At 72.1% G+C, this 25,849-nt stretch carries 21 protein-coding genes and 1 pseudogene; 9 read left to right on the top strand and 13 right to left on the bottom strand.

The window, feature by feature from the left end:
• Positions 1-5 precede the first annotated feature (5 nt).
• Genes RFN52_RS28535 through ureA form a run of 3 tightly spaced genes read right to left on the bottom strand, consistent with a single transcriptional unit; the run spans position 6 to position 3,469 of the window.
• Positions 6-1,043, bottom strand: coding sequence for an agmatine deiminase family protein (locus RFN52_RS28535; RefSeq protein ID WP_184850321.1), 1,038 nt, complete (start codon positions 1,041-1,043; stop codon positions 6-8).
• Between the two features lie 9 nt (positions 1,044-1,052).
• Positions 1,053-2,765, bottom strand: coding sequence for an urease subunit alpha (locus RFN52_RS28530; RefSeq protein ID WP_184850319.1), 1,713 nt, complete (start codon positions 2,763-2,765; stop codon positions 1,053-1,055).
• Positions 2,762-3,469 carry an urease subunit gamma gene (gene ureA / locus RFN52_RS28525; RefSeq protein WP_184850317.1) on the bottom strand — a complete coding sequence of 236 codons (708 nt, stop codon included), beginning with the start codon at positions 3,467-3,469 and terminating at the stop codon, positions 2,762-2,764. Before ureA ends, RFN52_RS28530 begins: the two co-directional genes overlap by 4 nt.
• Positions 3,470-3,583: 114 nt before the next feature.
• Here ureA and RFN52_RS28520 point away from each other — a divergent pair, with 114 nt between their 5' ends.
• Positions 3,584-5,014, top strand: coding sequence for a cytosine permease (locus RFN52_RS28520; RefSeq protein WP_184850315.1), 1,431 nt, complete (start codon positions 3,584-3,586; stop codon positions 5,012-5,014).
• A 64-nt stretch (positions 5,015-5,078) separates the two neighbouring features.
• Here the strand turns inward: RFN52_RS28520 and RFN52_RS28515 are convergent, their stop codons facing one another.
• Positions 5,079-6,167, bottom strand: coding sequence for a branched-chain amino acid aminotransferase (locus RFN52_RS28515; protein ID WP_184850313.1), 1,089 nt, complete (start codon positions 6,165-6,167; stop codon positions 5,079-5,081).
• Positions 6,168-6,409: 242 nt separating this feature from the next.
• Positions 6,410-7,453 carry a 3-isopropylmalate dehydrogenase gene (locus RFN52_RS28510; protein ID WP_184850311.1) on the bottom strand — a complete coding sequence of 348 codons (1,044 nt, stop codon included), beginning with the start codon at positions 7,451-7,453 and terminating at the stop codon, positions 6,410-6,412.
• A 154-nt stretch (positions 7,454-7,607) separates the two neighbouring features.
• On the opposite strand from RFN52_RS28510, the gene RFN52_RS28505 reads away from it, so the two are divergent.
• Positions 7,608-9,188: a purple acid phosphatase family protein gene (locus tag RFN52_RS28505; protein ID WP_184850309.1), complete on the top strand. Its 1,581-nt coding sequence runs from the start codon at positions 7,608-7,610 to the stop codon at positions 9,186-9,188.
• A gap of 52 nt (positions 9,189-9,240) precedes the next feature.
• Here the strand turns inward: RFN52_RS28505 and RFN52_RS28500 are convergent, their stop codons facing one another.
• The 4 genes and pseudogenes from RFN52_RS28500 to RFN52_RS28485 all read right to left on the bottom strand — a co-directional run bounded on the left by RFN52_RS28500 (position 9,241) and on the right by RFN52_RS28485 (position 12,886).
• A complete protein-coding gene (locus RFN52_RS28500; RefSeq protein WP_107051730.1) occupies positions 9,241-9,372 on the bottom strand; it encodes a hypothetical protein in 132 nt (43 codons plus the stop codon).
• A 249-nt stretch (positions 9,373-9,621) separates the two neighbouring features.
• Positions 9,622-10,164 (bottom strand): GNAT family N-acetyltransferase, encoded by a 543-nt coding sequence (locus RFN52_RS28495; RefSeq protein ID WP_184850307.1) that lies wholly within the window; start codon positions 10,162-10,164, stop codon positions 9,622-9,624.
• Between the two features lie 74 nt (positions 10,165-10,238).
• Positions 10,239-11,869: pseudogene (gene pruA / locus RFN52_RS28490) on the bottom strand (L-glutamate gamma-semialdehyde dehydrogenase).
• A 90-nt stretch (positions 11,870-11,959) separates the two neighbouring features.
• Positions 11,960-12,886: a proline dehydrogenase family protein gene (locus RFN52_RS28485; protein ID WP_184850303.1), complete on the bottom strand. Its 927-nt coding sequence runs from the start codon at positions 12,884-12,886 to the stop codon at positions 11,960-11,962.
• A gap of 152 nt (positions 12,887-13,038) precedes the next feature.
• On the opposite strand from RFN52_RS28485, the gene RFN52_RS28480 reads away from it, so the two are divergent.
• The 6 genes from RFN52_RS28480 (at position 13,039) to RFN52_RS28455 (ending at position 20,109) form a co-directional block, all read left to right on the top strand.
• Positions 13,039-14,472, top strand: a complete 1,434-nt coding sequence (locus RFN52_RS28480; RefSeq protein ID WP_311241077.1) for a PucR family transcriptional regulator — start codon at positions 13,039-13,041, stop codon at positions 14,470-14,472.
• Positions 14,473-14,487: 15 nt separating this feature from the next.
• Complete coding sequence (locus RFN52_RS28475; protein WP_184850299.1) at positions 14,488-15,132, top strand: HAD family hydrolase; 645 nt, start codon at positions 14,488-14,490, stop codon at positions 15,130-15,132.
• A gap of 85 nt (positions 15,133-15,217) precedes the next feature.
• Positions 15,218-16,711 (top strand): ABC transporter substrate-binding protein, encoded by a 1,494-nt coding sequence (locus RFN52_RS28470; protein ID WP_184850297.1) that lies wholly within the window; start codon positions 15,218-15,220, stop codon positions 16,709-16,711.
• Positions 16,708-18,471 carry an ABC transporter permease subunit gene (locus RFN52_RS28465; RefSeq protein ID WP_311241076.1) on the top strand — a complete coding sequence of 588 codons (1,764 nt, stop codon included), beginning with the start codon at positions 16,708-16,710 and terminating at the stop codon, positions 18,469-18,471. Before RFN52_RS28470 ends, RFN52_RS28465 begins: the two co-directional genes overlap by 4 nt.
• Positions 18,461-19,429, top strand: a complete 969-nt coding sequence (locus tag RFN52_RS28460) for an ABC transporter ATP-binding protein (RefSeq protein WP_184850295.1) — start codon at positions 18,461-18,463, stop codon at positions 19,427-19,429. Before RFN52_RS28465 ends, RFN52_RS28460 begins: the two co-directional genes overlap by 11 nt.
• Positions 19,426-20,109, top strand: a complete 684-nt coding sequence (locus RFN52_RS28455; protein ID WP_184850293.1) for an ATP-binding cassette domain-containing protein — start codon at positions 19,426-19,428, stop codon at positions 20,107-20,109. The genes RFN52_RS28460 and RFN52_RS28455 overlap by 4 nt, the downstream gene beginning before the upstream one ends.
• On the opposite strand, the gene RFN52_RS28450 is transcribed toward RFN52_RS28455, so the two are convergent.
• Positions 20,096-20,674, bottom strand: coding sequence for a TetR/AcrR family transcriptional regulator (locus RFN52_RS28450; protein WP_184850291.1), 579 nt, complete (start codon positions 20,672-20,674; stop codon positions 20,096-20,098). The genes RFN52_RS28455 and RFN52_RS28450 overlap by 14 nt on opposite strands.
• Before the next feature lie 86 nt (positions 20,675-20,760).
• On the opposite strand from RFN52_RS28450, the gene RFN52_RS28445 reads away from it, so the two are divergent.
• The gene (locus RFN52_RS28445) at positions 20,761-22,302 is read left to right on the top strand and encodes an MFS transporter (protein ID WP_184850289.1); all 1,542 of its coding nucleotides are present in this window, start codon (positions 20,761-20,763) and stop codon (positions 22,300-22,302) included.
• A 26-nt stretch (positions 22,303-22,328) separates the two neighbouring features.
• Here the strand turns inward: RFN52_RS28445 and serA are convergent, their stop codons facing one another.
• From serA to ilvN, 3 genes are all read right to left on the bottom strand, one after another.
• Entirely contained in the window at positions 22,329-23,918 is a 1,590-nt protein-coding gene (gene serA / locus RFN52_RS28440) for a phosphoglycerate dehydrogenase (RefSeq protein ID WP_033313244.1), read from the bottom strand.
• 270 nt (positions 23,919-24,188) lie between these two features.
• A complete protein-coding gene (gene ilvC, locus RFN52_RS28435) occupies positions 24,189-25,187 on the bottom strand; it encodes a ketol-acid reductoisomerase (RefSeq protein WP_030851456.1) in 999 nt (332 codons plus the stop codon).
• Between the two features lie 121 nt (positions 25,188-25,308).
• On the bottom strand, positions 25,309-25,833 hold the full coding sequence (ilvN, locus tag RFN52_RS28430) for an acetolactate synthase small subunit (RefSeq protein ID WP_003993148.1): 525 nt from the start codon (positions 25,831-25,833) through the stop codon (positions 25,309-25,311).
• Positions 25,834-25,849 lie beyond the last annotated feature (16 nt).

Genomic DNA, 25,849 nt, shown 5'->3' with positions numbered 1-25,849 from the left:
CGCTCCTAGGTCCTCGGCTGCTGCTGGGTGATGCAGTGGATTCCTCCACCGCCCGCGAAGATCGTACGGGCGTCCACCAGCGTCACGGTCCGCTCGGGGAAGAGGCGGCGGAAGATGCCGGCCGCGATCTCGTCACGCGGGTCGTCGAAGCCGCACAGGACCACGCCGCCGTTGCAGAGGTAGTGGTTGATGTAGGAGTGGTCGGCCCAGTGGCCGTCGGCTTCCAGGACGGTCGGGGCGGGGACCTCGACGACCTCCAGGCGCCGCCCGCGCGCGTCCGTCTGCGACTTCAGCAGGCCGATGACCTCCCGGGTCACCTCGTGGTCGGGGTGGGCCGGGTCCGGCTGGGAATGCGCCACGACGACGCCCGGGCGGGCGAAGGCCGCGACGATGTCCACGTGCCCGAGGGTGCCGAAGCCGTGGGGAGGGTAGTCGCCGGTCAGGCCGCGCGGCAGCCAGATAACCTTGCGGGTGCCGAGCTGCGCGTGGATCTCGGCCTCCGCCTGCTCGCGGGACCAGCCGGGGTTGCGCTCCGGGCCGAGCTGGACGGTTTCGGTGAGCAGGACCGTTCCCTCACCGTCGACATGGATCGCCCCGCCCTCGTTGACGAGCTTCGAGGCGTACGTCCGTGCCCCGGCGAGTCCGGCGACGTGCCCGGCGATCTTCGCGTCGTGCTCCCAGCGGGCCCACTTCTGGGCGCCCCAGCCGTTGAACGTCCAGTCGACGGCGCCCAGTCCCCCCTTCCCGTCGATCAGGAAGGTGGGGCCGATGTCGCGCATCCAGGCGTCGTCGAGGTCGCGTTCCACGATGTCGACGCCCGGGCCGAGGAGCGCGGTGGCCTCGGCGGCCTGCCCGGGTCCGCACACCACCGTCACCGGTTCGAAGCGGCGCACCGCTCGGGCGACCGACGCCCAGGCGATCCGGGCGGCGGCCAGGTCCTCGGGGTCGTCGAAGGTCGGGTTCGGGCCCGGCCAGGCCATCCAGGTCCGCTCGTGCGGAACCCACTCGGCGGGCATGCGGAAGCCGTCGGCGGCTGCGGACATCGTTGATCCTCAGAGGAAGTAGAGACGGTTGAGGGAGACGGACTCGGCGGGTTCGGAGCGCAGCGGCTCGCCGTCGAGGGTGACGAGGCCGGTGCGCTGGTCGACGTCGACGGCTCCGGTACGGGAGTTGCGGCGCAGGTCGGCCGGGCCGATGCCGCGGGTGCCGCGCACGGCGACCCTGCGGCGCCGGGTCGGCAGGGTGTCGCGCCCCTGGTCGAGCGCGGCCTGCGCGACGAACGCCACCGATATCTCGGCCGGTGTCGCCCCGTGCGCGCCGAACTGCGGTCCGAGGACGAGCGGTTCGCAGGTGTCGGTCGCCGCGTTCGGGTCGCCGGTCACGCCGTACGCCGGAAAGCCGGCCTTCAGCACCAGTTGCGGTTTGGCACCGAAGTACTCGGGCCGCCACAGCACGAGGTCGGCGAGCTTGCCGTTCTCGATGGACCCGACCTCGTGCGAAAGCCCGTGCGCGAGGGCGGGGTTGATGGTCAGCTTGGCCAGGTAGCGCAGGACGCGCTCGTTGTCGTGGTGGTCGTCGGAGGCGCCGGACTCGGCCTTCATCTTCCCGGCCATGGCGAACGTACGGCGGACCGTCTCGCCCGCGCGCCCCATGCCCTGCGCGTCCGACGAGGTGATGCCGATGGCGCCCAGGTCGTGCAGGACGTCCTCGGCGCCCATGGTGGCGGACCGGATGCGGTCGCGGGCCATGGCGGCGTCGCCCGGCAGGTCGGTCTTCAGGTCGTGGACCGAGACGATCATGCCGTAGTGCTCGGCGACGGCGTCCCGGCCGAAGGGCAGGGTCGGGTTGGTGGAGGAGCCGATGACGTTCGGCACGCCGGCCATCTTCAGGACGTTGGGGACGTGCCCGCCGCCGCAGCCCTCGATGTGGAAGGCGTGGATGGTCCGGCCCTCCAGCACGCGCAGGGTGTCCTCCACCGACAGGCACTCGTTCAACCCGTCGCTGTGCAAGGCGACTTGGACGTCGTGCTCCTCGGCGACGCGCAGGGCGGTGTCCAGGGCGCGGGTGTGGGCGCCCATGTCCTCGTGCACCTTGAAGCCACTGGCCCCTCCCTCGGCGAGGGCCTCCACGAGAGGCGCCGGGCGGGAGGAGGAACCCCGGGCCAGGAAGCCGATGTTGACCGGCCAGGCGTCGAAGGCGCCGAACGCGTGGCGCAGCGCCCAGGGCGAGTTGACGCCGACGCCCCACACGGGCCCGAACTCCTGCCCGATGATCGTGGTGACGCCGGAGGCGAGCGAGGCCTCCATGACCCGCGGCGACAGCAGGTGGACGTGGGTGTCGACGGCCCCGGCGGTGGCGATGAGGCCCTCGCCGGAGACGATCGAGGTGCCCGTGCCGACGACGACGTCGACCCCGTCGAGGGTGTCGGGGTTGCCGGCCCGCCCGATCGAGCAGATCCGGCCCTCGCGGATGCCGATGGACACCTTCCGGATGCCCTGCACGGCGTCGATCACGACGACGTTGCTGACCACGACGTCACAGGTCTCCCGGACCGCGGCGGCCTTCAGGTGCAGCCCGTCACGGGCGGTCTTGCCGAATCCGGCGAGGAACTCGTCGCCGGGGCGCTGGGAGTCGGACTCGACCTCGACGACCAGCCCCGAGTCGCCGAGCCGGATGCGGTCTCCGGCGCGGGGCCCGTGGGTGGCGGCGTACTCGTACGGGGTGAGGCGGCGGGCCTCGGCGGGGTGGCCTCCTGGGCGGCTCATCGCTCGGCCTCCCGATCGGGTGCTGTTTCCGGTACGCCGAGGTAGCCGCAGGCGGCGGCCCGTCTCAGGGCCTCCTCCTTGGCGCCCGGCGCGTCCAGCGGCCCGTCGACGAGCCCGGCGAACCCGATGGCGATCCGCTCGCCCCCGATCGGCACCAGGCCGACCTCGGCGCCCTCTCCCGGCCCGAACCGCACGGAGGACCCCGCGGGCACGGCGAGCCGCATGCCGTAGGCCCGGCCGCGGTCGAAGTCCAGCCGCGGGTTGGCCTCGAAGAAGTGGAAGTGGGAGGTCACCGAGACGGGCACGGTCGCGGTGTTCGTGACGGTCAGCCGTACGGCCGGCTCGGGCTCGGGGTGCCCGGGCCCGGGCAGCAGGGCGCCCGGGGCGTCCGGCCCCGAGCCGCCCCCGATGGGGTCGGAGACGACCGCGAGCCGCGAGCCGTCGTCGAAGACGGCCTCGACGTGCACCTCGGTGACGACGTCGGGGACACCGGGCAGCACGTCGTCCGGCCCGAGCACCGCCCGCGCCCGCTCGATCGCCTCGGTGAGCCGGGCGCCGTCCCGGGCGGCCTCGCACACCGTGTCGGCGATGAGCGCGGTGGCCTCGGGGACGTTGAGCCTCAGGCCCCTGGCCCTGCGAGCGCGGGCCAGCTCGGCGGCGCCGAAGAGCAGCAGCCGGTCGCGTTCGGTCGGGGTCAGCCGCATGTCACTCCCTCCATTTAGAGCAACACTCTAAACACAAATTTCCTGCGGCCAAAAGGTTGACGACGATGCACCAAGCACATCACATTGAACGTCGCTCTAACCGAGGGAGACAGCATGCCGATCGAACAGCGCGGAGTCGACACCATCCCCGAGGAGGAACGCACCAGCGGGCCGCGGGATCTCGTCTCGATCCTGCTCGGGTCCAACCTCTGCCTGGGCGTGATCGTCTTCGGCTGGCTGCCGCCGTCCTTCGGCCTGGACTGGTGGTCGTCGGTCAGCGCGGTGCTCGCGGGCACGGTGGTGGGTGTGCTGTTCACGGCCCCGCTGGCCCTGGTGTCGCTGCGCACCGGCACCAACCTGTCGACCTCCTCCGGCGCCCAGTTCGGGGTCCGCGGGCGGCTGGTCGGCTCGGTGGTCGGGCTGCTGCTGGCCCTCGGCTACACGGCGCTGACCGTGTGGATCGGCGGCGACGTGATGGTGAGCCTGCTGGGCCGGCTGGCGGGGCTGCCGCAGGGCGGAGTGTCCTACGGCATCGTCTACGGGCTGCTCGCCGCCGCCACCGTCGCGGGCGCCGTCTACGGTTACCGGGTACTGCTGGCGATGTCACGGGTGCTGGCGTTCGGCATGACGGCCCTGCTGGCGCTGGGCGTATTCGCCTACGCCCCCGCCTTCACCACCGCCGCGCTGCCGGAGGCCGGCGGCTATCTGCTGGGCGGGTTCTGGCCCACCTGGCTGCTCGCGGCCGTGGCCGCCGGGCTGTCCGGGCCGGTCGCGTTCATCACGCTGCTCGGCGACTACACCCGCTACATCTCCCCGGTCCGCCACTCCTCCCGCCGGGTGCTGCACGCGACCTGGCTGGGGCTGATGCTGGGCCTGCTGGTGCCGCAGCTGTTCGGCACGTTCACGGCGTACGCGGCCGGGGCGGCCCTGGACTACGCGGGCCCGCTGGTGGACGCGGCCCCGTCCTGGTACCTCGTGCCGCTGCTCCTCGCGGCCTCGGCCGGGTCGGTCGGCAACGCGGGGCTGATGCTCTACTCGATGGGCCTCGACCTGGACGCGATCCTGCCGCGCGCCTCCCGGGCTCGGGCGACGTACGTGGTGGCGGCCGTTGCCACGGCCTGTGTCTTCGCCGGGCACTACTACTCGACCGCGCAGGACGCGATGACGTCCTTCGTGCTGCTCCTGACCGCCATCGGCACGCCGTGGGCCGTCATCACCCTGATCGGCTTCGCCCGCTGCGGCGGGGTCTACGACGCGGACGCCCTCCAGGTCTTCAACCGCCGCGCCCGGGGCGGCGTCTACTGGTACCGCGCCGGGTGGAACGTCCCGGCGACCGCCTCCTGGGCGGCCGGCGCGACTGTCGGCGTCCTGGCGGTGTCCCTGCCGTCGTACGAGGGACCGCTGCTGTCCCTCACGGGCGGGGTGGACTGCAGTTTCCTGCTGTCGGGGGTGGTGGGAGGGGTGGCGTACGCGCTGACGGCCCCGGGTTCGGTGTCGACGGAACCCGGGGTCGAGGCCCCTGCACCGGCATCTGTGTCCGACTGATTCGGGCGGTGGGTGGGATAGGTCCGGGGGCCCGGGGGCGGAGCCCCCGGGGGGCCGGGGCGCATCAGCCCAGTCGGTGCATCCAGCCGTGGGCGTCCGAGGCCGTACCCCGCTGAATGTCCAGCAGCGCCTGGCGCAGCCGCAGCGTGACCTCGCCCGGCTCTCCCCCGCTCTGCTTCCACTCCGCCCCGGCCCGCTTCACCGTACCGACCGGGGTGATCACAGCGGCCGTACCGCAGGCGAAGACCTCCGTCAGCGAGCCGTTCTCCGAGTCCCGCTGCCACTGGTCGACCGAGATGCGGCCCTCCTCCGCCTCGTACCCGAGGTCACGGGCGACGGCGAGCAGGGAGTCGCGGGTGACGCCCTCCAGGATCGAGCCGGTGAGCGAGGGCGTCACGATCTTGTCGCCGTACACGAAGTACAGGTTCATGCCGCCCAGCTCCTCGACCCACGTGTGCTCCACGGCGTCGAGGTAGCAGACCTGGTCGCAGCCCTTCGTCGCGGCCTCGGCCTGCGCGAGCAGGGACGCCGCGTAGTTGCCGCCCGTCTTCGCGTCGCCCATGCCGCCGGGGACGGCGCGGACGCGGTCCTCGGAGACCCAGATGGAGACCGGCTTCACACCACCGGGGAAGTACGCCCCGGCCGGGGAGGCGATCACCAGGAACAGGTACTCGTTGGCCGGCTTCACACCCAGCCCGACCTCGGTGGCGATCATGAACGGGCGCAGGTAGAGGGACTCCTCGCCGCCGTGCGCCGGCACCCACGCCTTGTCCTGCCGCACCAGGGCGTCGCACGCCTCGATGAACGTCTCGACCGGCAGCTCGGGCATCGCGAGCCGGCGGGCGGAGCGCTGGAACCGCTCGGCGTTCTTCTCGGGGCGGAAGGTGGCGACGGAGCCGTCGGGCTGGCGGTAGGCCTTCAGGCCCTCGAAGATCTCCTGGGCGTAGTGCAGGACCGTGGTGGCGGGGTCGAGGGAGATCGGCGCGTACGGCACGAGCTGGCCGTCGTGCCAGCCACGGCCTTCCGTCCACTTGATCGTCACCATGTGGTCGGTGAAGTGGCGGCCGAACCCGGGGTTGGCCAGGATGCCCTCGCGTTCCGCGGCGGACAGCGGGTTGGCGGAGGGCTTGAGCTCGATCGTGGGCGTCGTCATGGGTTGATGTCCTTCACCGGTTGTAGTGACGGGCCGCGCTCGGTACTGCTCTGATGGTGACCAGTGCTAGGACGTCCGAGCATTCCCTCATTCCGCGGCCTCGCGTTCGATTATCGCCCGGGGGCGGCGGCGGGAGGAACGGGGTGATTGCGGCACGGTGGTCGATGGTGGCACCCGGCGGGAACATGCGGAAGCCGCCGGGCGCTGATGCGACCCGGCGGCTTGCGGTGTGCAGCGGCGGGTCAGCCGGCTACGCGTACGGCGAGCGCGTCGCCGATCTCCGAGGTGGAGCGGGCGGGCTTGCCGGTGCGCTCCGAGAGGTCGGCGGCGACCGCGTCGTCGATGCGGGCGGCCTCCGCCTCGTAGCCGAGGTGGCGCAGCAGCAGGGCGACGGACAGCACGGTGGCGGTCGGGTCGGCCTTGCCCTGGCCGGCGATGTCCGGGGCCGAGCCGTGCACGGGCTCGAACATCGAGGGGAAGTCCCCGGCGGGGTTGATGTTGCCGGAGGCGGCGACGCCGATGCCGCCGGAGACGGCCGCGGCGAGGTCGGTGACGATGTCGCCGAAGAGGTTGTCGGTGACGATCACGTCGAAGCGCTCGGGCTGCGTGACGAGGTAGATCGTCGCCGCGTCCACGTGCATGTACTCGGTGGTGACCTCGGGGAACTCCTCGGCCACCTGGTTGAAGATGTTGGTCCACAGGTGACCGGCGAAGGTCAGCACGTTGTTCTTGTGGATCAGCGCCAGCTTCTTGCGCGGGCGGGCCTGGGCCCGGGCGAAGGCGTCCCGCACCACGCGCTCGACACCGAAGGCCGTGTTCACGGAGACCTCGGTGGCGACCTCATGCTCGGTGCCCTTGCGGATCGTGCCGCCGTTGCCCGTGTAGGGGCCCTCGGTGCCCTCGCGGACCACGACGAAGTCGATCTCCGGCTCACCCGCGAGCGGGGTGGCGACACCCGGCAGGAGCTTCGACGGACGCAGGTTGACGTGGTGGTCGAAGGCGAAGCGGAGCTTGAGCAGGAAGCCGCGCTCCAGGACGCCGGACGGCACGGACGGGTCGCCGATCGCGCCGAGCAGGATGGCGTCGTGCCGCTTCAGGGCGTCGAGGTCGGCGTCGGTGAGGGTCTCACCGGTGGCGTGGTAGCGCCGGGCACCGAAGTCGTACTCCTCGGTCTCCAGCTTCACATCCTGCGGAAGGACGGCGGAGAGGACCTTCAGACCTTCGGCCACGACCTCCTGGCCGATGCCGTCACCGGGGATCACTGCGAGATTGATGCTGCGAGACATGCGGGCACCCTACTCCTCGTCCCATGGAATGACACGGGGTGTCCGTGATGCGGACAGCAGGACGGTACCCGTCCGGGGGACGGCACGCGTCCGTCGGCTTGCGTTCACCCGTACGTGGCGGGGACGTTGGCCGCCGCTGGGAAGTTCACTGGACATGGAGATCCCCCACTTCGGCATCCCGCCCGAGCTCGCCCGCCGGATGAGCATGGCGGAGCAGCACGAGTACCTGCGGACGCGACTGTCGCGGCGGCGCACCCTGGTGACCGCGGGCGCGGTGGCGGGCGGGCTGCTGACCGGCTGCTCCGGTTCCGGCTCCCGGTCCGGGCAGGGCGGCGCCACGACGGCGGGGAGCCCGTCGCCCGGCACCTCGGAGGCGCCCGGCTCCCTCATCACGCCCTTCGGCCGCCATCTGGCGTTCGGCGCCGACCCGAAGACCCAGATGCGGATCTCCTGGCAGGTGCCGCTCGCGGTGCGGAAGCCCTACGTCCGGGTGGGCCTGCGCCCGGACGACCTCGGCCGCAAGGTCGAGGCGGAGCTGCGCGACCTGCACACCCCGGAGCTGAAGGGCATCCGGGCTGCGGTCGACCAGTACTACCTGCACGCCGCGCTGGACGGCCTGCGCCCGGACACGACGTACTACTACGGCGTCGGCCACGAGGGCTTCGACCCGGCCTCCCCGCGGCACCGGAGGACCGTCACCTCTTTCCGCACGGCACCCGCGCGCCCTCCAAAGAGGTTCGTGTTCACGGCGTTCGGCGACCAGGGGGTGGGCGACGAGGCGGCCCTCAACGACCGTACGCTGCTGCGCCGCGAGCCAGCCTTCCATCTGCACGCTGGCGACATCTGCTACGCCGACCCGACCGGCAAGGGCAAGGAGTCGGACGTCTTCGACGCGGGCCAGTGGGACCGGTTCCTGAAGCAGACCGAGCCGGTGGCCCGGTCGGTGCCGTGGATGGTGACGACCGGCAACCACGACATGGAGGCCTGGTACTCACCGGACGGCTACGGCGGCCAGCTCGCCCGGTTCTCCCTGCCGGACAGCGGCTTCGACGCGCGTACGGCACCGGGCGTGTACGCCTTCACGTACGGCAACGTGGGCGTGGTCGCGCTGGACGCGAACGACGTGTCGTACGAGATCCCCGCCAACTTCGGTCACACGGAGGGGCGGCAGACGAAGTGGCTGGACGGCAAGCTCGGCGAGCTGCGGTCCTCGAAGGACGTCGACTTCATCGTCGTCTTCTTCCACCACTGCGCGTACTCGACGTCCACGCACGCCTCGGACGGCGGGGTGCGTGCCGAGTGGCTGCCGCTGTTCGCCCGGCACGAGGTGGACCTGGTGATCAACGGGCACAACCACGTCTACGAGCGGACGGACGCCATCCGGAACGGCGAGGTGGGCCGGCCGGTGCCGGTCGGCGGGGCGACGGATCCGCGGCGGGACGGGATCGTGTACGTCACCGCGGGCGGCGGCGGCAAGGAGCTGTACGGCTTCCCCGACGGCGTGAAGGAGAGCTACGAGGGGAACACCGCCGACCACGAGCCGGTCACCACGTTCCGCTGGACCAAGTCCCGGGACACCAAGGAGGAGTCGGCGCAGTGGTCACGGGTGCGCTACCGCGGCTTCTCGTTCCTCTCGGTGGAGGCGGTCAGCGGCGCCAGGCCGAAGCTGAAGGTGTCGGCGCTGGCGTCGAGCGGTGAGCGGATCGACCACTTCGAGGTGCGGCGCGGGGCGTGAGACCCCGCACCGCTCCTCGTCGGGCGGCTCCCGGTCCTGTTGCGGCTGCGGCTCAGTGGCCGCTGGATCCGCCGTTGTCCCTGCGGTCCAGGGCGCGCTGGAGCGCGGCGGCGGCGTTCTTACGGTCGGACTCGGTCGTACGGGAGAGGTGACGGACTCGGCGGCGGACGGTCGTCTCGGCCATGGGAAATCGACTCCTTCGACAGCACGGAGTGCACAGGGAGGGATACGAGACGCCGGAAAGGGCGGGGAGCGGTGCCGCAGGGGTTGCCTGCACGGGGGCCCGGCTCACGACCGCCATTCGCTTGGTCGAGCGAGACGTTCGGCTTCTACAAAGCTAAGGGAGCGCGGAGCGTCTGTCTCCACAATTACTCGGACTTCCTACTATCTGAGACGGTGGACTGGATCACACTGGCCTGACCTGCGGTGATTTCTAGAGCACGTCGCCGTCGCGCCAGTCGAAGACCAGCTCGTGCGCGGGGTCGAGGGAGCCGGCCAGGGCGGTACGGACGTAGGTGCTGCCCTCTTCGTCCGGCAGCCGGACGATGCCGTCCCGCGGACTGAGGGCGTGCACCCGACCGGTCCACGGCTCCCAGCCGCGGGAGGTGTAGAGCCGGGCCCCGTCGTCGCTCGCGGACAGGGCGCCGAGGTCGTAGGCGCGGTCGACGACACGTTCCAGCTCCGCCATGACCCGCCCACCGAGGCCGCCGCGCCGGGCGTCGGAGCGCACGGCGACGTTCTCGACGTAACCGGCCCGCAGCCACCGCCCGCCGTGCCGCACCCGGCGCATCACGACCGCCCCGTGCGCGGCGAGCCCGGAGTCGTCGTGCACGAGGGCGTGCATGCCGCCGAGTCCGTGGTCCCAGTCCTCGTCACCGAAGTCCCCCTCGAACGCGGCGTCCAGCAGGCCGCGCACGGCATCGAGTTCGGCGGGGGTCAGATCGGCGGTGTGGGCGGTGCGCACTCGGATGCTCATCGGCCCAGTCTTTCCCCGGACATGCCGACGGGCCAGGTCTTTTCGACCTGGCCCGTCGGTTCACCCGGGGGGTGTCAGCCCATGTGCGGGTACGTGTAGTCCGTCGGCGGGACCAGCGTCTCCTTGATGGCGCGGGTCAGGGTCCAGCGCATCAGGTTCTGCGGGGCGCCGGCCTTGTCGTTGGTGCCGGAGCACGGCCGCCGCCGAAGGGCTGCTGGCCGACGACGGCGCCGGTCGACTTGTCGTTGATGTAGAAGTTGCCGGCCGCGTAGCGGAGCTTGTCGGCGGTGTAGGCCGCCGCCGCGCGGTCGTTCGCGATGACCGAGCCGGTCAGGGCGTAGTCGGAGACGGACTCCATCTGGGTCAGCATCTCGTCGTACTTGTCGTCCTCGTAGACGTGCACGGCGATGATCGGGCCGAAGTACTCGGTGCGGAAGACCTCGTTCTCCGGGTCGGTGCACTCGATGACGGTCGGGCGCACGAACCAGCCCTCGGAGTCGTCGTAGGTGCCGCCCGCGACGATCGTGCAGGAGGCGTCCTCCTTGGCGCGGTCGATGGCGGCCTTGTTCTTGGCGAAGGCACGCTCGTCGATGACGGCGCCGATGAAGTTCGACAGATCGGTGACGTCACCCATCTTGATGCCGTCGACCTCGGCGGCCAGCTCCTCCTTGAAGCCGGAGTTCCAGATCGAGGCCGGGATGTACGCCCGGGAGGTGGCGCTGCACTTCTGGCCCTGGAACTCGAAGGCGCCGCGGGTGAACGCCGTCTTCAGGATCGCCGGGTCGGCCGACGGGTGGGCGACGAGGAAGTCCTTGCCGCCGGTCTCGCCGACGAGGCGGGGGTAGGTGCGGTACTTCTCGATGTTGTTGCCGACCGTCTTCCACAGGTACTGGAAGGTGGGGGTCGAGCCGGTGAAGTGGATGCCGGCCAGGTCGCGGTGGACCAGGGCGACCTTGGAGACCTCGATGCCGTCACCGGTGACGAGGTTGATGACGCCCTTGGGCAGACCGGCCTCCTCCAGCAGCTGCATCAGCAGCACGGCTGCGTGGGTCTGCGTCGGGGACGGCTTCCAGACGACGACGTTGCCCATCAGGGCCGGGGCCGTCGGGAGGTTGCCCGCGATGGCGGTGAAGTTGAAGGGCGTCACCGCGTAGACGAAGCCCTCCAGCGGGCGGTGGTCCAGACGGTTCCACACGCCCGGGGAGTTCGCCGGGGGCTGCTCGGCGAGGAGGTTGCGGGCGTAGGAGACGTTGAACCGCCAGAAGTCGATCAGCTCGCAGGGCGTGTCGATCTCGGCCTGCTGGGCGGTCTTGGACTGACCGAGCATGGTGGAGGCGGCGAGCGTCTCGCGCCACGGGCCGGACAGCAGCTCGGCGGCGCGCAGGATGATCGCCGCGCGGTCGTCGAAGGACATCGCACGCCAGGCGGGGGCGGCGGCCAGGGCCGCGTCGATGGCGTCCTGGGCGTCCGCTTGCGTGGCGTTGCGGTAGGTGCCGAGCACGGCCTTGTGGTTGTGCGGCTGGACGACCTGGAAGGCCTCGCCGCCGCCCATCCGCTTCTCGCCGCCGATGGTGCAGGGCAGGTCGACGGGGTTGTCGGCCAGCTCCTTCAGCTTGGCCTCCAGCCGGGCCCGCTCGGGCGAGCCGGGGGCGTAGCCGTGCACCGGCTCGTTGACGGGGGTGGGGACCTGGGTCACAGCGTCCATGTTTTCCGTAACTCCTTACTGAGCGGTGTGTCGGTCTCGGCCCTTGACGGGCTCCAGGCCCTTCAAGGGCTCTCGCCCTGAGAAGGGCCGTCAGCCCTTGGTGAGCATCGAGCGGGCGAAGAAGCGCAGGTTGGCCGGCTTCTCCGCGAGACGGCGCATGAAGTAGCCGTACCAGTCGGTGCCGTACGCGGTGTAGACGCGCATCCGGTGGCCCTCGGCGGCCAGCCGCAGGTGCTCGTCGGTGCGGATGCCGTAGAGCATCTGGAACTCGTACTCGTCGAGCTTGCGCCCGGCCTGGTGGGCGAGTTCCTGGCCGATCGCGATCAGGCGCGGGTCGTGGGACCCGATCATCGGGTACCCCGTCCCCTCCATCAACGTGCGCAGAATACGAACATACGCCCGGTCGATCTCATGTTTGTCCTGGTACGCGACCGAGGCCGGCTCCTTGTAGGCGCCCTTGACCAGGCGGACCCGGCTGCCGCTCTCGGCGAGGCGGCGGGCGTCGGCCTCGGTGCGGAACAGGTAGGCCTGGATGACGCAGCCGGTCTGCGGGAAGTCCTTCCGCAGCTCCTCGTGGATGGCGAACATCGAGTCGAGGGTGGTGTGGTCCTCGGCGTCGAGCGTGACCGTGGTGCCGATCTCGGCGGCGGCCTCGACGACCGGGCGGACGTTGCTCAGGGCCAGCTCGTGGCCGCCCTCCAGCGCTTGCCCGAACATCGACAGCTTCACCGACATCTCGGCACGGGTGCCGAGCTCCAGCGGCTTGAGGCGGTCGACGAGCTCCAGGTAGGCGTCCCGGGCGGCGGCGGCCTGCGCGGGGTTGGTGATGTCCTCGCCGACGACGTCCATCGTCAGTTCGAGGCCGTTGTCCGCGAGATCCCGGACGACGGGGACGATGTCGTCGACGTCCTCGCCCGGGATGAAGCGGTCGACGACCTGCTTGGTCACCGGGGCCGCCGAGATCAGGCGTCGCATCCGGTCGCTGCGTGACGCGGCGAGAATCACGGGACCCAGCACGGGGCACCTCCAGAGCACAAGCAACGTGAAGGCCGGACCTCTCGCGGATGATGCGTCGGGTACGGCACGGAGAACCACCGTGAAACCTAAGGATCCCTCCGATCGTCGGCCATCGACAGCTGTCACGCATTCGTGCCGCAGATCTCAGACAGATGTATGAAGGGGTCCGGGAAGTGCGCGACAATGCCCGGGTGACGTCGGAACACAGGGGCGACTACGAGGAGCTGGTCGACGAGATCTCGGAGCTGCTCGGCGCACCCGCGACCTTGGAGAACCGGGACTTCGAGCTGATCGCCTTCGGTGCGTACGACAGTGAGGGCGACCTCGACCCGTCGGCCCTGGACCCGGTGCGCACCCGCTCGATCCTCACCCGCCGCTCGACCGCGGCGGTCCGGGCGTGGTTCGAGGGCTTCGGCATCACCCGGGCGACGGGCCCGGTCCGTATCCCCCCGACACCGGAGGCCGGGGTCTACCGGGGCCGGATCTGCCTCCCCGTACGCCACCGGGGCGTGGTGCACGGCTACGTATGGCTCCTGGACGACGATCCCGGCCCGGGCGAACCCCGGCTCGACGCCGCCATGCGGGTCACGGCCCGCATCGGCGCCCTCCTCGCGGACGAGGCCCAGCACGGCGCCGACCTCAGCCGCGAACTGCGGGCGGTGCTCACCGCCGAGCCCGGCTGGCAGAGCGACATGGCGATCGCGGAGCTCCGCACCGCCCTCGGTTCCCGCGCCGACGGCCCGCACACGGTGGTCTGCGTCGCCCCCTGGCCCTCGGCCGACCCGGACGACGCGCCGTCGGTCCGCACGATGCCGGGCGCGACGGCACTGTGCACGTTGCCGTGGGGCGCGACGGCCCAGTGCCTGGCGCTCCTGATCCGCCTGCGCTCCCCGGACGTCCTCACCCCGGCGACGACGGCGGCGGGGCGACTGCTGGAGCGGGCGCGAGGGGGAAGCGGCGCGTGGAGCGCGGCCGCGCGGGGGGCGGGCGGCAGCGGCCCGGGCGGAAACACCACCGGCGGCACGGACGGCTCCTCCACGGGCACCGCGGGTGCGGCGGGCACGGCAAGCGGAACAGGCACCGCAAGCGGAACAGGCACCGCAAGCGGAACAGGCACCGCGAGCAGAGCAGGCACCGCGAGCAGAGCAGGCACCGCGAGCAGAGCAGGCGCAGCCGGGCCCGCCGCCGGTGTCGCCACCCCCCGCTCCGGCCTCACCGACCTGGTGACCGCCTGGGCGGAGGCGTCGGCGGCCGCCCGGGCGGCACTGGCCGAGGCGCGGTTCGGGCCGGTCGCGCAGTGGGCGTCGATCGGGCCGTTCCGGCTACTCACGGCTCTGCCCCCGGAGGTCGCCCACGACCCCGTCGCCCGCACGCTGCTCACGCCGGTCCACCACGAACTCGCCCGGACCGCCGAGGTCTACCTGGACTGCGCCGGCCAGGCCGCCCGGGCCGCCGCCGAGCTGGGCATCCACCGCCAGACCCTGTACTACCGCCTGTCCCGGATCGAGAAGCTCACCGGCCTTGACCTGGACGACGGCGAGGACCGCCTGCTGCTGCACATGGCCCTGAAGGCACACCGACTCTGAAGGACCGGCCCGCCCGTGCCCCTGCTGCTGCTCGACCTCGACAACACCCTGATCGACCGGGACGCGGCGTTCCGCGGCGCGGTGACGGCGTTCCTCGCCGGGCATGCGCTGCCCCCGCACGACGTCGAGTGGGTGATGGCCCTCGACGCGAGCGGATACACCCCCCGCCATGAGGTCGCCCGGGCCATGGGCAGCCGGTACGGCGTCGGTCAGGAGGCCGTCCGTTCCTTCCTCGACCGGGGCGCGGCCGACCGCGTCGTCCTGGACGGCCCCACGCGCACCGCGCTCGGCCGGGCGGTCACCGGCGGCTGGACCCTGGCCATCGTCACCAACGGCCGTACCGCACAGCAGGAGGCGAAGATCCGGAACACCGGCCTGGACCAGCTGACCCACGGCTGGGTCGTCTCCGAGGCGGTCGGCCACAAGAAGCCCGCGCCGGAGATCTTCCACGCCGCTGCCGCCGCCGTCGGCTCCACCCTCGACGCCGCCTGGGTGATCGGCGACTCCCCGCACGCCGACATCGGCGGCGCCGCGGCCATCGGCGCCCACAGCGTCTGGGTGTCGGCCGGGCGCCCCTGGCCCGGCACCCTCCACCGCCCCACCCGGAGCTTCTCCGACGCCGCCTCCGCCATCGAGTCGGTCGTCCGCACTCCCTTGTGATCCCATCCTCAATTGTTGAAAACGATTGTCAATGCTAAGGTCGGCGCAACCGCTCTCTTGACCACCCCTTTACCCGGAGTGCCCCGTGCGCGTCCCCGCCCGTCTCGTCCCCCTCACCGCCCTGACCGCGGCCTCCGCCCTGCTCACCGGCTGCTTCGCCGGCGGGCAGTCGGCCACGGACGACTCCGGGGCGGGAGGGAAGCGCATACGCGTCGCCATGATGCAGCCGCCCCGCTCGGCCCTGTCCCCGCTGTCGGACGACGCCTTCAAACTGTCGCGCTGGTCGACGGCGGAGACCCTGGTGAAGCTGGACGCGGACGGCGACGCCCGGCCCGCGCTCGCCACCGAGTGGACCCAGTCGGGCCCGAGCTGGACCTTCACCCTGCGCGACGGCGTCACCTTCCACGACGGCACGAAGCTCACCGCCGAAGCCGTCGTCAACTCCCTCACCAAGGCCGCCGCGGCCTCTCCCAAGCCCCGCATCCTCGACGGGGTGGACCTGACCGCGAAGGCCGACGGGAACAAGGTCACCGTCACCACCGCCACCGAGGACCCCCTGGTCCCGCAGCGGCTCAGCTCCCCGCAGCTGTCGATCCTGGCCGCCAGGGCCTACCGGGGGAAGACGGTCGACCCCGTCGGCGCGGGCACCGGGCCCTTCGAGCTCACGAAGGTCAACGGCACCGCCTCCGCCGCCCTGGACCGCTACGACCGCTACTGGGGGAAGAAGGCCAAGGCCCCCGGGATCGACGTGCGGTTCGTGCCCGACGGCACCGCCCGCGCGGCCTCCCTGCGCAGTGGCGAGGCCGACATCGTCGAGGCGGTCCCGGTCTCGCAGGCGGCGGTCCTGGACCAGGACCTGATCACCGAGGTGCCCATGCCGCGCACCAACACCCTGTACCTCAACACCGAGAAGGGCGCCTTCAAGGACGCCGGGCTGCGGGCGGCGGCCCGTGAGGCGATCGACGCCGAGTCGATCGTGAAGGGCGTGTACGAGGGGCGTGCCGACGTCGCCGAGGGGCTGCTCGGCCCCGCCCTGCCGTGGGCCGCGGAGCTGCGCAAGCCGGTGAAGCGGGCCGCGGCGGGCGACCCGGGCGGCAGGACGATCACCATCGGCACCTTCACCGACCGCGCCGAGCTGCCCGAGGTCGCCGCGGCGCTGCAACAGCAGCTGCAGAAGGCCGGGTTCAAGGTGAAGCTCGACGTGCGCGAGTACGCCAACATCGAGTCCGACGCGCTGGCGGGCGAGTTCGACGCGTTCATCCTCTCCCGCGCCACCGTCCTCGACTCCGGCGACCCGGCCGCCTATCTCTACAGCGACTTCGCCTCCGACGGCTCCTTCAACATCGCCCAGCTGGCCGACCCGGCCGTCGACAAGGCCTTGAAGAAGGCCGGCGAGACCAGGACCGGTGACCCGCGCCGGGCCGCCGTCATCGCCGCCGAGGCCGCCGTGCTCGGCGCCGACGCGGCCGTGCCGATGCTGCACGAGCGGGTGATCCAGGGCGACGCCGCGGGCGTCACCGGCGCCGCCCACGACCCGCGCGAGCGGGAGCTCGTCACGGCAGACACCCACGTCAAGTGAGGTCCCGTACAAGGCGGTTGGCCGGTGCCGCCGCGCTGACCCGCTTGTGCTGTCTGATCGCCGTCCTGGCCGCCGTCGGCCTGCTGCCCTGGCTCTCCGGCCGGGACCCGGCGCTGGCTGTGCTGCGCGCCCGCTCCGCCGAGCAGGACCCCACCGAGGAAGCCCTGGAGTCCGTACGCCGGGACCTCGGCCTGGACGCCGGGCCGCTGTCCCTGCTGGGGGGCTGGGCCTCCGACCTGCTGCACGGCGACCTCGGCACCTCCTGGGTGTCGGGCACCGAGGTCCTGCCCTCCGTGGTCTCCGGGCTCCAGGTGTCGCTGGCGCTGATGGGCGCCTCGCTCGGCGTCGCGGTGCTGCTGGCGTGCGCGCTGATCGCGCCGGTGCTGGTGCGGGGCCGGGCCTCGGCCGGGGCGTGGGCCGCGATGCTGGCCGCCGTGCCCGAGTTCCTGCTGGCCACGGTCGCGCTGCTGCTGTTCGGGGTGTGGCTGGGGTGGCTGCCGACCTCGGGCTGGGTGGGACCGGAGAACATGGTCCTGCCCGCCGTGGCCCTCGGTGTCCCGGCGGGTGGCCTGCTCGGCCGGCTGGTCGCGGACGCGCTGCCCGCCGTGCTCGACGAGCGGTGGGTGGAGCTGTGGCGGGGCGCCGGGGTGAGCCGGGCACGGATCGCGGGTGCGGCGCTGCGGCGTGCCCTGCCGCCGCTGGTCCCGCAGTTCGGCATGGCCGCCGTCGGGCTCACCGGTGGCGCGGTCGCCGTCGAGACGGTCTTCGCCGTGCCGGGCATCGGCCGTACCGCGCTCGGCGCGGCCAAGTCGCAGGACCTGCCTCTGCTCCAGGGCTCGGTGCTGGGGCTGCTCGCGCTCGGCCTGGTCACGGGCGCGCTGGCGGCGTTCGCGCGGCGGCGGCTGCTCGGCCCGGCCCTGCGGGACGCCTCGCTGGCGCTGCCCCCGGCACGGCCGGTGCGGGCGCATCCCGCGGTCCCGGCGGCGCTGTTCGCCGTCCTGGCCCTGACCATCGGCTGGGGCCTGCTGCGGGACCCGTACGCGGTGAACACCACGGCCAGGCTGGCCGCGCCCTCGTGGACGCACCCGCTCGGCACCGACGGCCTCGGCCGTGACGTGCTCGCCCGGCTGGGCCACGGCGCCGCCACCACGGTCGGCACGGCGGCGGCCGTGTGCCTGCTGAGCCTGCTGGTCGCGCTCGCGCTGGGGTTCCTGCCGCGGATCGCGGAGGGCGCGGCGGACATCGCCAACGCCCTGCCCCCGGTGATCGTCGGCATCCTGGTCGCCGCGGCCGTCGGGCCGGGCACCGGCGGGGCGGCCCTCGCGGTCGCGCTGATCTCCTGGCCGGCCCTGTCCGCGCACGCGGCGGCCCTGGTGCAGGAGGTGCGCGCGTCGGCGTTCCTCACCGCCCAACGGGCCATCGGGGCGAGCCCGTTCTGGATCCTCACCCGGCACGTCCTGCCGTCCGTGGCCGCCCCGGTCGCCCGGCACGCCCTGCTGCGGCTGCCGGGCATCGCCCTGGCCCTGGCGTCCCTGGGCTTCCTCGGTCTGGGCGCGCAGCCACCGGCTCCCGAGTGGGGTCTGCTGCTCGACGAGTCCCGCGCGTATGTGGAACGCGCCCCGTGGGCGGCCCTCGCCCCGGCGGTGGCGCTGGCTCTGCTGGCCGGTCTCGCGGTGTCGGGGGCCGGGCTCACACGGGGCCGCAGGACACGGCGCGACACCCCGGCTCCGGTCACGAAGGAGGCCCCCGTTGGAGTCTGAGCCCCTGCTGTCGGTGCGCGAGCTGCGGATCGCCTTCGACGGGGTCGAGGCCGTGCGCGGCGTGTCCTTCGACGTCCGCCCGCGCGAGGTGCTGGCCGTCGTCGGCGAGTCGGGAGCGGGCAAGTCCCTCACGGCCCGCGCGCTCCTCGGCATGCTGCCGCGCGGCGCGGCCACGAGCGGGACGATCACCCCGGATCTCTCGGCCCACCGCGGCCGCCGCATCTCCCTGGTCCCGCAGGATGCCCTGTCCGCGCTCTCCCCGGTGCACCCGGTGGGCGACCAACTGGCCGCCGCCGTACGGTCGGTGGCCGGGGTGTCCCGCAAGGAGGCGCGGGCCCGGGCGGTCGCGGCCCTGGACCGGGTCGGCATCCCGGACGCGGCCCGGCGGGCACGGGCGTATCCGCACGAGTACTCCGGCGGCATGCGGCAGCGCGCGGTGATCGCCATGGCGACGATCAACGAACCGGACGTCGTCGTCGCCGACGAGCCCACCACCGCTCTCGACGAGGAGCGGCGCGACCAGGTGCTGCGGCTGCTGGCGGAGCAGCGGGAAGCCGTCGGGGCCGCGCTGGTCCTGGTGACGCACGACATGGACGTCGTCGGCGGCCACGCGGACCGCGTGCTGGTCATGTACGCGGGGCGGCTCACCGAACTCGGCGCGGCGGACGAGGTGCTGGCCCGCCCCCGGGCCCCCTACACGGCCGGCCTGCTGGCCTCGCTCCCCCGCAACGCGCTGCCCGGCCGGCGCCTGCCCGCCCTGCGGGGGACCCCGCCCGTCCCGGGCGCGCTCCCGCCGGGCTGCGCCTTCGCCCCGCGCTGCCCGCTCGCTGCGGACGTCTGCCGCACAACGGAACCGGAGCCCCGGGAGCTGGACGGACGTCTGCTCGCCTGCCATCGCGCCGAGCAACTCCCCCACCCCGCCCACGCGTTGTTCTCGAAGGAGCGCCGGACCGCATGAGCGACGACCTTCTGCTGGACGTGCGGGACCTGGTCGTCCGCTACGGCCCGGTCACCGCCGTGGACGGCGTCTCCTTCTCCCTGGACGCCGGCGAGACCCTGGCCCTGAGCGGCCCGTCAGGCTGCGGCAAGTCCTCCACGGCCCTGGCGGTGCTCCAGCTGCGCCGCCCGGCCGCGGGCCACGTGCGTTTCGAGGGGCGGGAGCTGACGAACCTCTCCGATAGCGAGCTGCGTCCGCTGCGCCCTCGCCTGCAACCGGTGTTCCAGGACCCCTACGGCACCCTCAGCCCCCGCCACCGCATCCGGGACGCCATCGCCGAGCCCCTGAAGGTCCAGGGCCGCTGGCATCCCGGCGACGGCCCCGCCCGGGTCGCCGAACTCCTCGACCGGGTCGGACTCGACCCCGCGTACGGCGACCGCAGGCCGCACGAACTCTCCGGCGGCCAGTGCCAGCGGGCCGGCATCGCCCGCGCCCTGGCCTCCGGCCCACGCCTGCTGGTCCTGGACGAGCCGGTGTCGTCACTCGACCCGTCGGTGCGGGCGGGCGTGCTGAACCTGCTCGCCGACCTCCAGGACGACCTGGGCCTCGGCTACCTGTTCATCTGCCACGACCGGGCGGTCGTACGGCACTTCGCGGACCGGGTCGTCGAGCTGCGCGAGGGGCGCGTCACGTCCGGGTAGCGCCCTCGATCGCCTGGCGGAGCCCCGCGGCGAGCTGACCGGCCTCGGGCGCGCTCTCGGGGTCGAAGGTCCACTGTGCCATCAGGCCCATCATCAGGGTGAGGTAGAAGTAGCCGAGGGTGTCCACCCGCTCCTCGGGGATGTCCTCCTCGCGACCTCCGTGGAAGAGCGTGACGATCCCGCGCGCCCCCTCGCGCTGTGCCCGCGCCAGATGCTCCCGCACCTCCGGCAGCTGGTCCCCCATGGCCACGATCTCCATGCTGAGGCGCCAGAGCGAGCCGGGCTCCCGCATGGTCCCGATGATGTTCGTCCACACCTCGGTGAACCGCTCCAACGATCCCGGCTCGCCCCGGAGTTCGCCGCCGCCCTCGAAGGCGTCGGACATGCCCTCCACCATCTCGACGTACGCCCGCGCCAGCAGCGCGTCCTTCGAGCCGTAGTGGTAGCCGATGGACGCCAGGTTGGTCCCCGACTCCTTGACGATGTCGCGCGCGGTGGTGCGCAGGAAGCCCTTCGCCAGCAGGCAGCGCTTGGCGCCCTCCAGCAGATCCTCACGGTGTCCCATGGCACGTCACCCTACCCCGGTGTCCAGACGAGCGTATTAAACGCCCGTACTAGACAAGCGTTTAAGACGCTCGTACAGTCCTGCTCATGACGACGACACCCCACCCCCCGGCCCGCGCCGGCCGTCGCGAGTGGACCGCTCTCGGCGTGCTGATGCTGCCGCTCCTGCTGGTCTCGATGGACGTCTCGGTCCTCTACTTCGCGATCCCGGCGATCAGCGCCGACCTGGAACCCACCGCCACCGAGCAGCTGTGGATCTTCGACATCTACGGCTTCGTACTGGCGGGACTGCTGATGACGATGGGCTCGCTCGGCGACCGCATCGGCCGCCGCAGGCTCCTGCTGATCGGCGCCGCCGCCTTCGGTACGGCGTCCCTGCTGGCGGCCTACGCGAACAGCGCCGAGACCCTGATCGCGGGCCGCGCCCTGCTGGGCATCGGCGGCGCGACGCTGATGCCCAGCACGATGGCGCTGGTCCGCACGATGTTCACCGACCCCGGGCAGCGTGCGAAGGCCATCGGCCTGTGGTCGGGCGTGATGACGGCCGGCATCGCCCTCGGCTCGGTGCTGAGCGGCGTCCTCGTCGAGCACTTCTGGTGGGGCTCGGTCTTCCTGGTCAACCTGCCCGCGATGGTGATGCTCCTGGTCCTCGGCCCGCTCCTCCTGCCGGAGTCCAGGAACCCGCACCCCGGCCGCTTCGACTGGCCGAGCGTCCCGCTGTCCATGGCCGCGGTGCTCCCCGTGATCTACGGCCTGAAGGAACTCGCGTCGCAGGGCTGGAACGTGCGGTACGCGCTGGCGATGTCGGCCGGGCTGCTCTTCGCCGCGCTGTTCGTGCACCGTCAGCGCACGGCGGTGTCCCCGCTCATCTCACCGGAGCTGTTCCGGCGCCCCGGCTTCAGCCCGGCCATGGCCCTCAACCTGGTGGCGGCCTTCGGCATGATGGGCTCGGCGTACTTCACGACCCAGTACATCCAGTCGGTCCTGGACAAGAGCCCGCTGGAGGCGGCGCTGTGGAGCCTGCTGCCGTCGGTGCCCATCGGCCTCGCGGCCCCGGTCGCGGCCCAGCTGGTGCAGCGGGGCGTGCCCCGGGGGCATGTCGTCGGCGGCGGTTTCGCGGTCACCGCGTGCGGCTATGTGCTGCTGGTCCTGACCGGGACGGACTCCCTCTGGCTGCTGCTGGCCGCCTGCGCCGTCCTGGCCTGCGGCGTCGTCACCGTCATGTCCCTGGTGGTCGACCTGGCCATGAGCGCCGCTCCGGTGGAGAAGGCGGGCGCCGCCTCGTCCCTGATGGAGACCGGCACGGAGTTCGGCGGCGCGCTCAGCATGGCGTTCCTCGGCTCCATCGGCACGGCCGTCTACCGCCACGAGATCCCTGCCCCGGCACCCGCCGCGGCCCGGGAGACCCTCGGCGGCGCCCTGGCGGTGGCCGGCCGGATGCCGGGGCGCGCGGGAGACGCCCTGGCGGCGGCGGCACGCGAGGCCTTCACGAGCGGCATGCACGCGGCCGCGGTCACCGGGACGGTGCTGATGGCCGTGGCGGCGGCAGCGGCGGCGGTGACCCTGCGGCGGGTCCGTGCAACGGAAAACGCCGGACGAGCTGATCAGCTCAGCTCGTCCGGCGTCTGAGGTCCGGGGGCGGCGCCCCGGGAAGATCAGGCCAGGTTCACCGACCGGGCCGAGGTCGCCCCGATCTCCGCGGCCACCTCGGCCAGCACGGTCGCGGTCACCGTGTCGTCCACGGTCAGCACCGCAAGCGCCTCGCCACCGGCCACCGACCGCGACACCTGCATGCCGGCGATGTTGAGGCCCGCCTCGCCGAGGATGCGGCCCACCGTGCCGACGACACCGGGACGGTCCTCGTACTTCAGCACGATCATGTGGTCGGCGAGCGCGAGGTCCACGTCGTAGTCCCCGACGGCGACGATCTTCTGCAGGTGCTTCGGGCCGGCCAGCGTGCCGGACACCGACACCTCCTCACCGTCGGCGAGGGTGCCGCGCACCGTGACGACGTTGCGGTGCTCGGTCGCCTCGGAGCTGGTGGTGAGGCGCACCTCGACGCCGCGCTCCTGCGCGAACAGCGGGGCGTTGACGTACGACACCGTCTCGTCGACGACGTCCTCGAAGACACCCTTGAGCGCGGACAGTTCCAGCACCTTCACGTCGTGCTGGGTGATCTCGCCGTAGACCTCGACGTCGAGGCGGACCGCGACCTCACCGGCGAGCGCGGTGAAGATCCGGCCCAGGCGCTCGGCGAGCGGCAGGCCCGGCTTGACGTCCTCGGCGATGACGCCGCCCTGGACGTTCACCGCGTCCGGCACGAGCTCACCGGCGAGGGCGAGCCGCACCGAGCGAGCCACCGCGATACCGGCCTTCTCCTGCGCCTCGTCGGTGGAGGCACCGAGGTGCGGGGTGGCGACGACCTGGTCGAACTCGAAGAGCGGGGAGTCCGTGCAGGGCTCCTTCGCGTACACGTCGAGACCGGCACCGGCGACCCGGCCCTCCTTGAGGGCGGAGTACAGCGCCTCCTCGTCGACGATCCCGCCGCGCGCGGCGTTGACGATGCGCACGCTCGGCTTGACCTTGCGCAGCGCCTCGTCGCCGATCAGGCCGAGGGTCTCGGGGGTCTTGGGGAGGTGGACGGTGATGAAGTCGGAGACCTCCAGCAGCTCGTCCAGCGACAGCACCTTGACGCCCATCTGCGCGGCGCGCGCGGGCTGCACGTAGGGGTCGTAGGCGACGACCTTCATGCCGAAGGCCGACATGCGCTGCGCGACGAGCGCGCCGATGCGGCCGAGGCCGACGACGCCGAGGGTCTTCTCGGCCAGCTCGACGCCGGTGTACTTGCTGCGCTTCCACTCGCCGTTCTTCAGCGCGGCGTTGGCCTGCGGGATGTTGCGGGCCGTGGCGACGAGCAGACCGCAGGCCAGCTCGGCGGCGGTCACGATGTTCGAGGTGGGGGCGTTGACGACCATCACGCCGGCCTTGGTGGCGGCGGAGACGTCCACGTTGTCCAGGCCGACGCCGGCTCGTGCGACGACCTTCAGCTTGTTCGCGGCGGCGATCGCCTCGGCGTCGACCTTGGTGGCCGAGCGGACCAGGATCGCGTCCACATCGGCGATGGCCGGGAGCAGCTCGGCTCGGTCCGCGCCGTTGCAGTGCCGGATCTCGAAGTCCGGGCCCAGCGCGTCGACGGTGGCGGGCGACAGCTCTTCAGCGATGAGTACGACGGGTTTCGAGCTCACGTGAGTCCTCACAAGTCCAGTGCTGCGGACGGCCGTCCCGACGGCCGCAGGCGGTGGAGGGGGGCTAGCCGCGGAAGACGCACGACGCTGTGGGCCTGACGCGTATGTATGTGTGCAGCAGTCTAGTGGCGCACCTGGCGTCGCCCTGTGCCGCTGCGGAAGGATCACCCGTCCGTGGCCGGACGGGATGGACAACGCCGTACCCCGACGTTACCCCGGGTTCGCCGAAGGGGCCGGAGCGGGGATGCTCCGGCCCCTCGGCCGTGAGGCTTACGCCTCCTCGTCGACCCAGCTCATGAGCTTGCGCAGCTCCTTGCCGGTGGTCTCCAGCAGGTGCTCGGAGTCCTGCTTCTTGTACTCGTTGTACTTCTTCAGGCCGCCGTGGTACTCGTCCATCCACTGCTGCGCGAAGGTGCCGTCCTGGATCTCGGCGAGGACCTTCTTCATCTCGGCCTTGGTGGCGTCCGTGATGATCCGCGGGCCGGTGACGTAGTCGCCCCACTCGGCGGTCTCGGAGATCGACCAGCGCATCTTCTCCAGGCCGCCCTCGTACATGAGGTCCACGATCAGCTTCAGCTCGTGCAGGCACTCGAAGTAGGCGATCTCCGGCTGGTAGCCGGCCTCGGTCAGGGTCTCGAAGCCCGCCTTGACCAGCGCCGCGGTGCCACCGCAGAGGACGGCCTGCTCACCGAACAGGTCAGTCTCGGTCTCCTCGGTGAAGGTCGTCTTGATGACGCCGGCGCGGGTGCCGCCGATGCCCTTCGCGTACGACAGGGCCAGCGCGAAGCCGTTGCCCGTGGCGTCCTGCTCGACGGCGGCGATGCACGGAACGCCGCGGCCCTCCTCGTACTGGCGGCGGACCAGGTGGCCCGGGCCCTTCGGGGCGACCATGCAGACGTCGACGCCGGCCGGGGGCTTGATGAAGCCGTAGCGGATGTTCAGGCCGTGGCCGAAGAACAGGGCGTCGCCGTCCTTCAGGTTGTCCTTGATGTGCTTCTCGTAGACCTCGGCCTGGATCGGGTCCGGGACGAGGATCATGATGACGTCGGCCTCGGCGGCGGCCTCCGACGGGCTCACCACGCGCAGGCCCTGCTCCTCGGCCTTGGCCTTGGACTTGGAGCCCTCGTGCAGACCGACGCGGACGTCGACACCCGAGTCACGGAGCGACAGCGCGTGGGCGTGGCCCTGGCTGCCGTACCCGATGACCGCGACCTTGCGGCCCTGGATGATGGACAGGTCGGCGTCGGCGTCGTAGAACAGCTCGGCCACTTTGGGTTCTCTCCTCGGGAGTGCAGGTGTTGCGTCCCACCGTATGACGGGGGGCGGAAGGGAAGTCTGAGGGTCTCGGAATACGGGCGGCCGACGGCGCGCCGACCGCCCGCTTTCCGTCTTACGCCGACCGGTCCAGGGCGCGCAGCGACCGGTCCGTGATGGAACGGGCGCCACGGCCGATCGCGATCGTGCCGGACTGGACGAGCTCCTTGATGCCGTACGGCTCCAGCATCTTGAGCATCGCGGTCAGCTTCTCGCCGGACCCGGTGGCCTCGATGGTGACGGCCTCCGGGGAGACGTCGACGGTCTTGGCGCGGAACAGCTGGACGATCTCGACGATCTGGGAGCGCGTCTCGTTGTCTGCGCGCACCTTCACCAGAACGAGTTCGCGCTGCACCGCCTGCGACGGCTCCAGCTCGACGATCTTCAGCACGTTGACGAGCTTGTTGAGCTGCTTGGTGACCTGCTCCAGCGGCAGGTCCTCCACGCCGACGACGATGGTGATGCGGGAGATGTCGGGGTGCTCGGTGACGCCGACCGCGAGGGAGTCGATGTTGAAGCCGCGGCGGGAGAACAGGGCGGCGATCCGGGCGAGGATGCCGGGGGTGTTCTCCACCAGGACGGAGAGCGTGTGCTTGGACATGATCTGCTTCCTCTGC

Origin of the sequence: Streptomyces collinus (genome assembly GCF_031348265.1) — a bacterium.
GTDB classification, from domain to species: domain Bacteria; phylum Actinomycetota; class Actinomycetes; order Streptomycetales; family Streptomycetaceae; genus Streptomyces; species Streptomyces collinus.
This window is presented reverse-complemented; position numbering and strand designations above follow the sequence as displayed.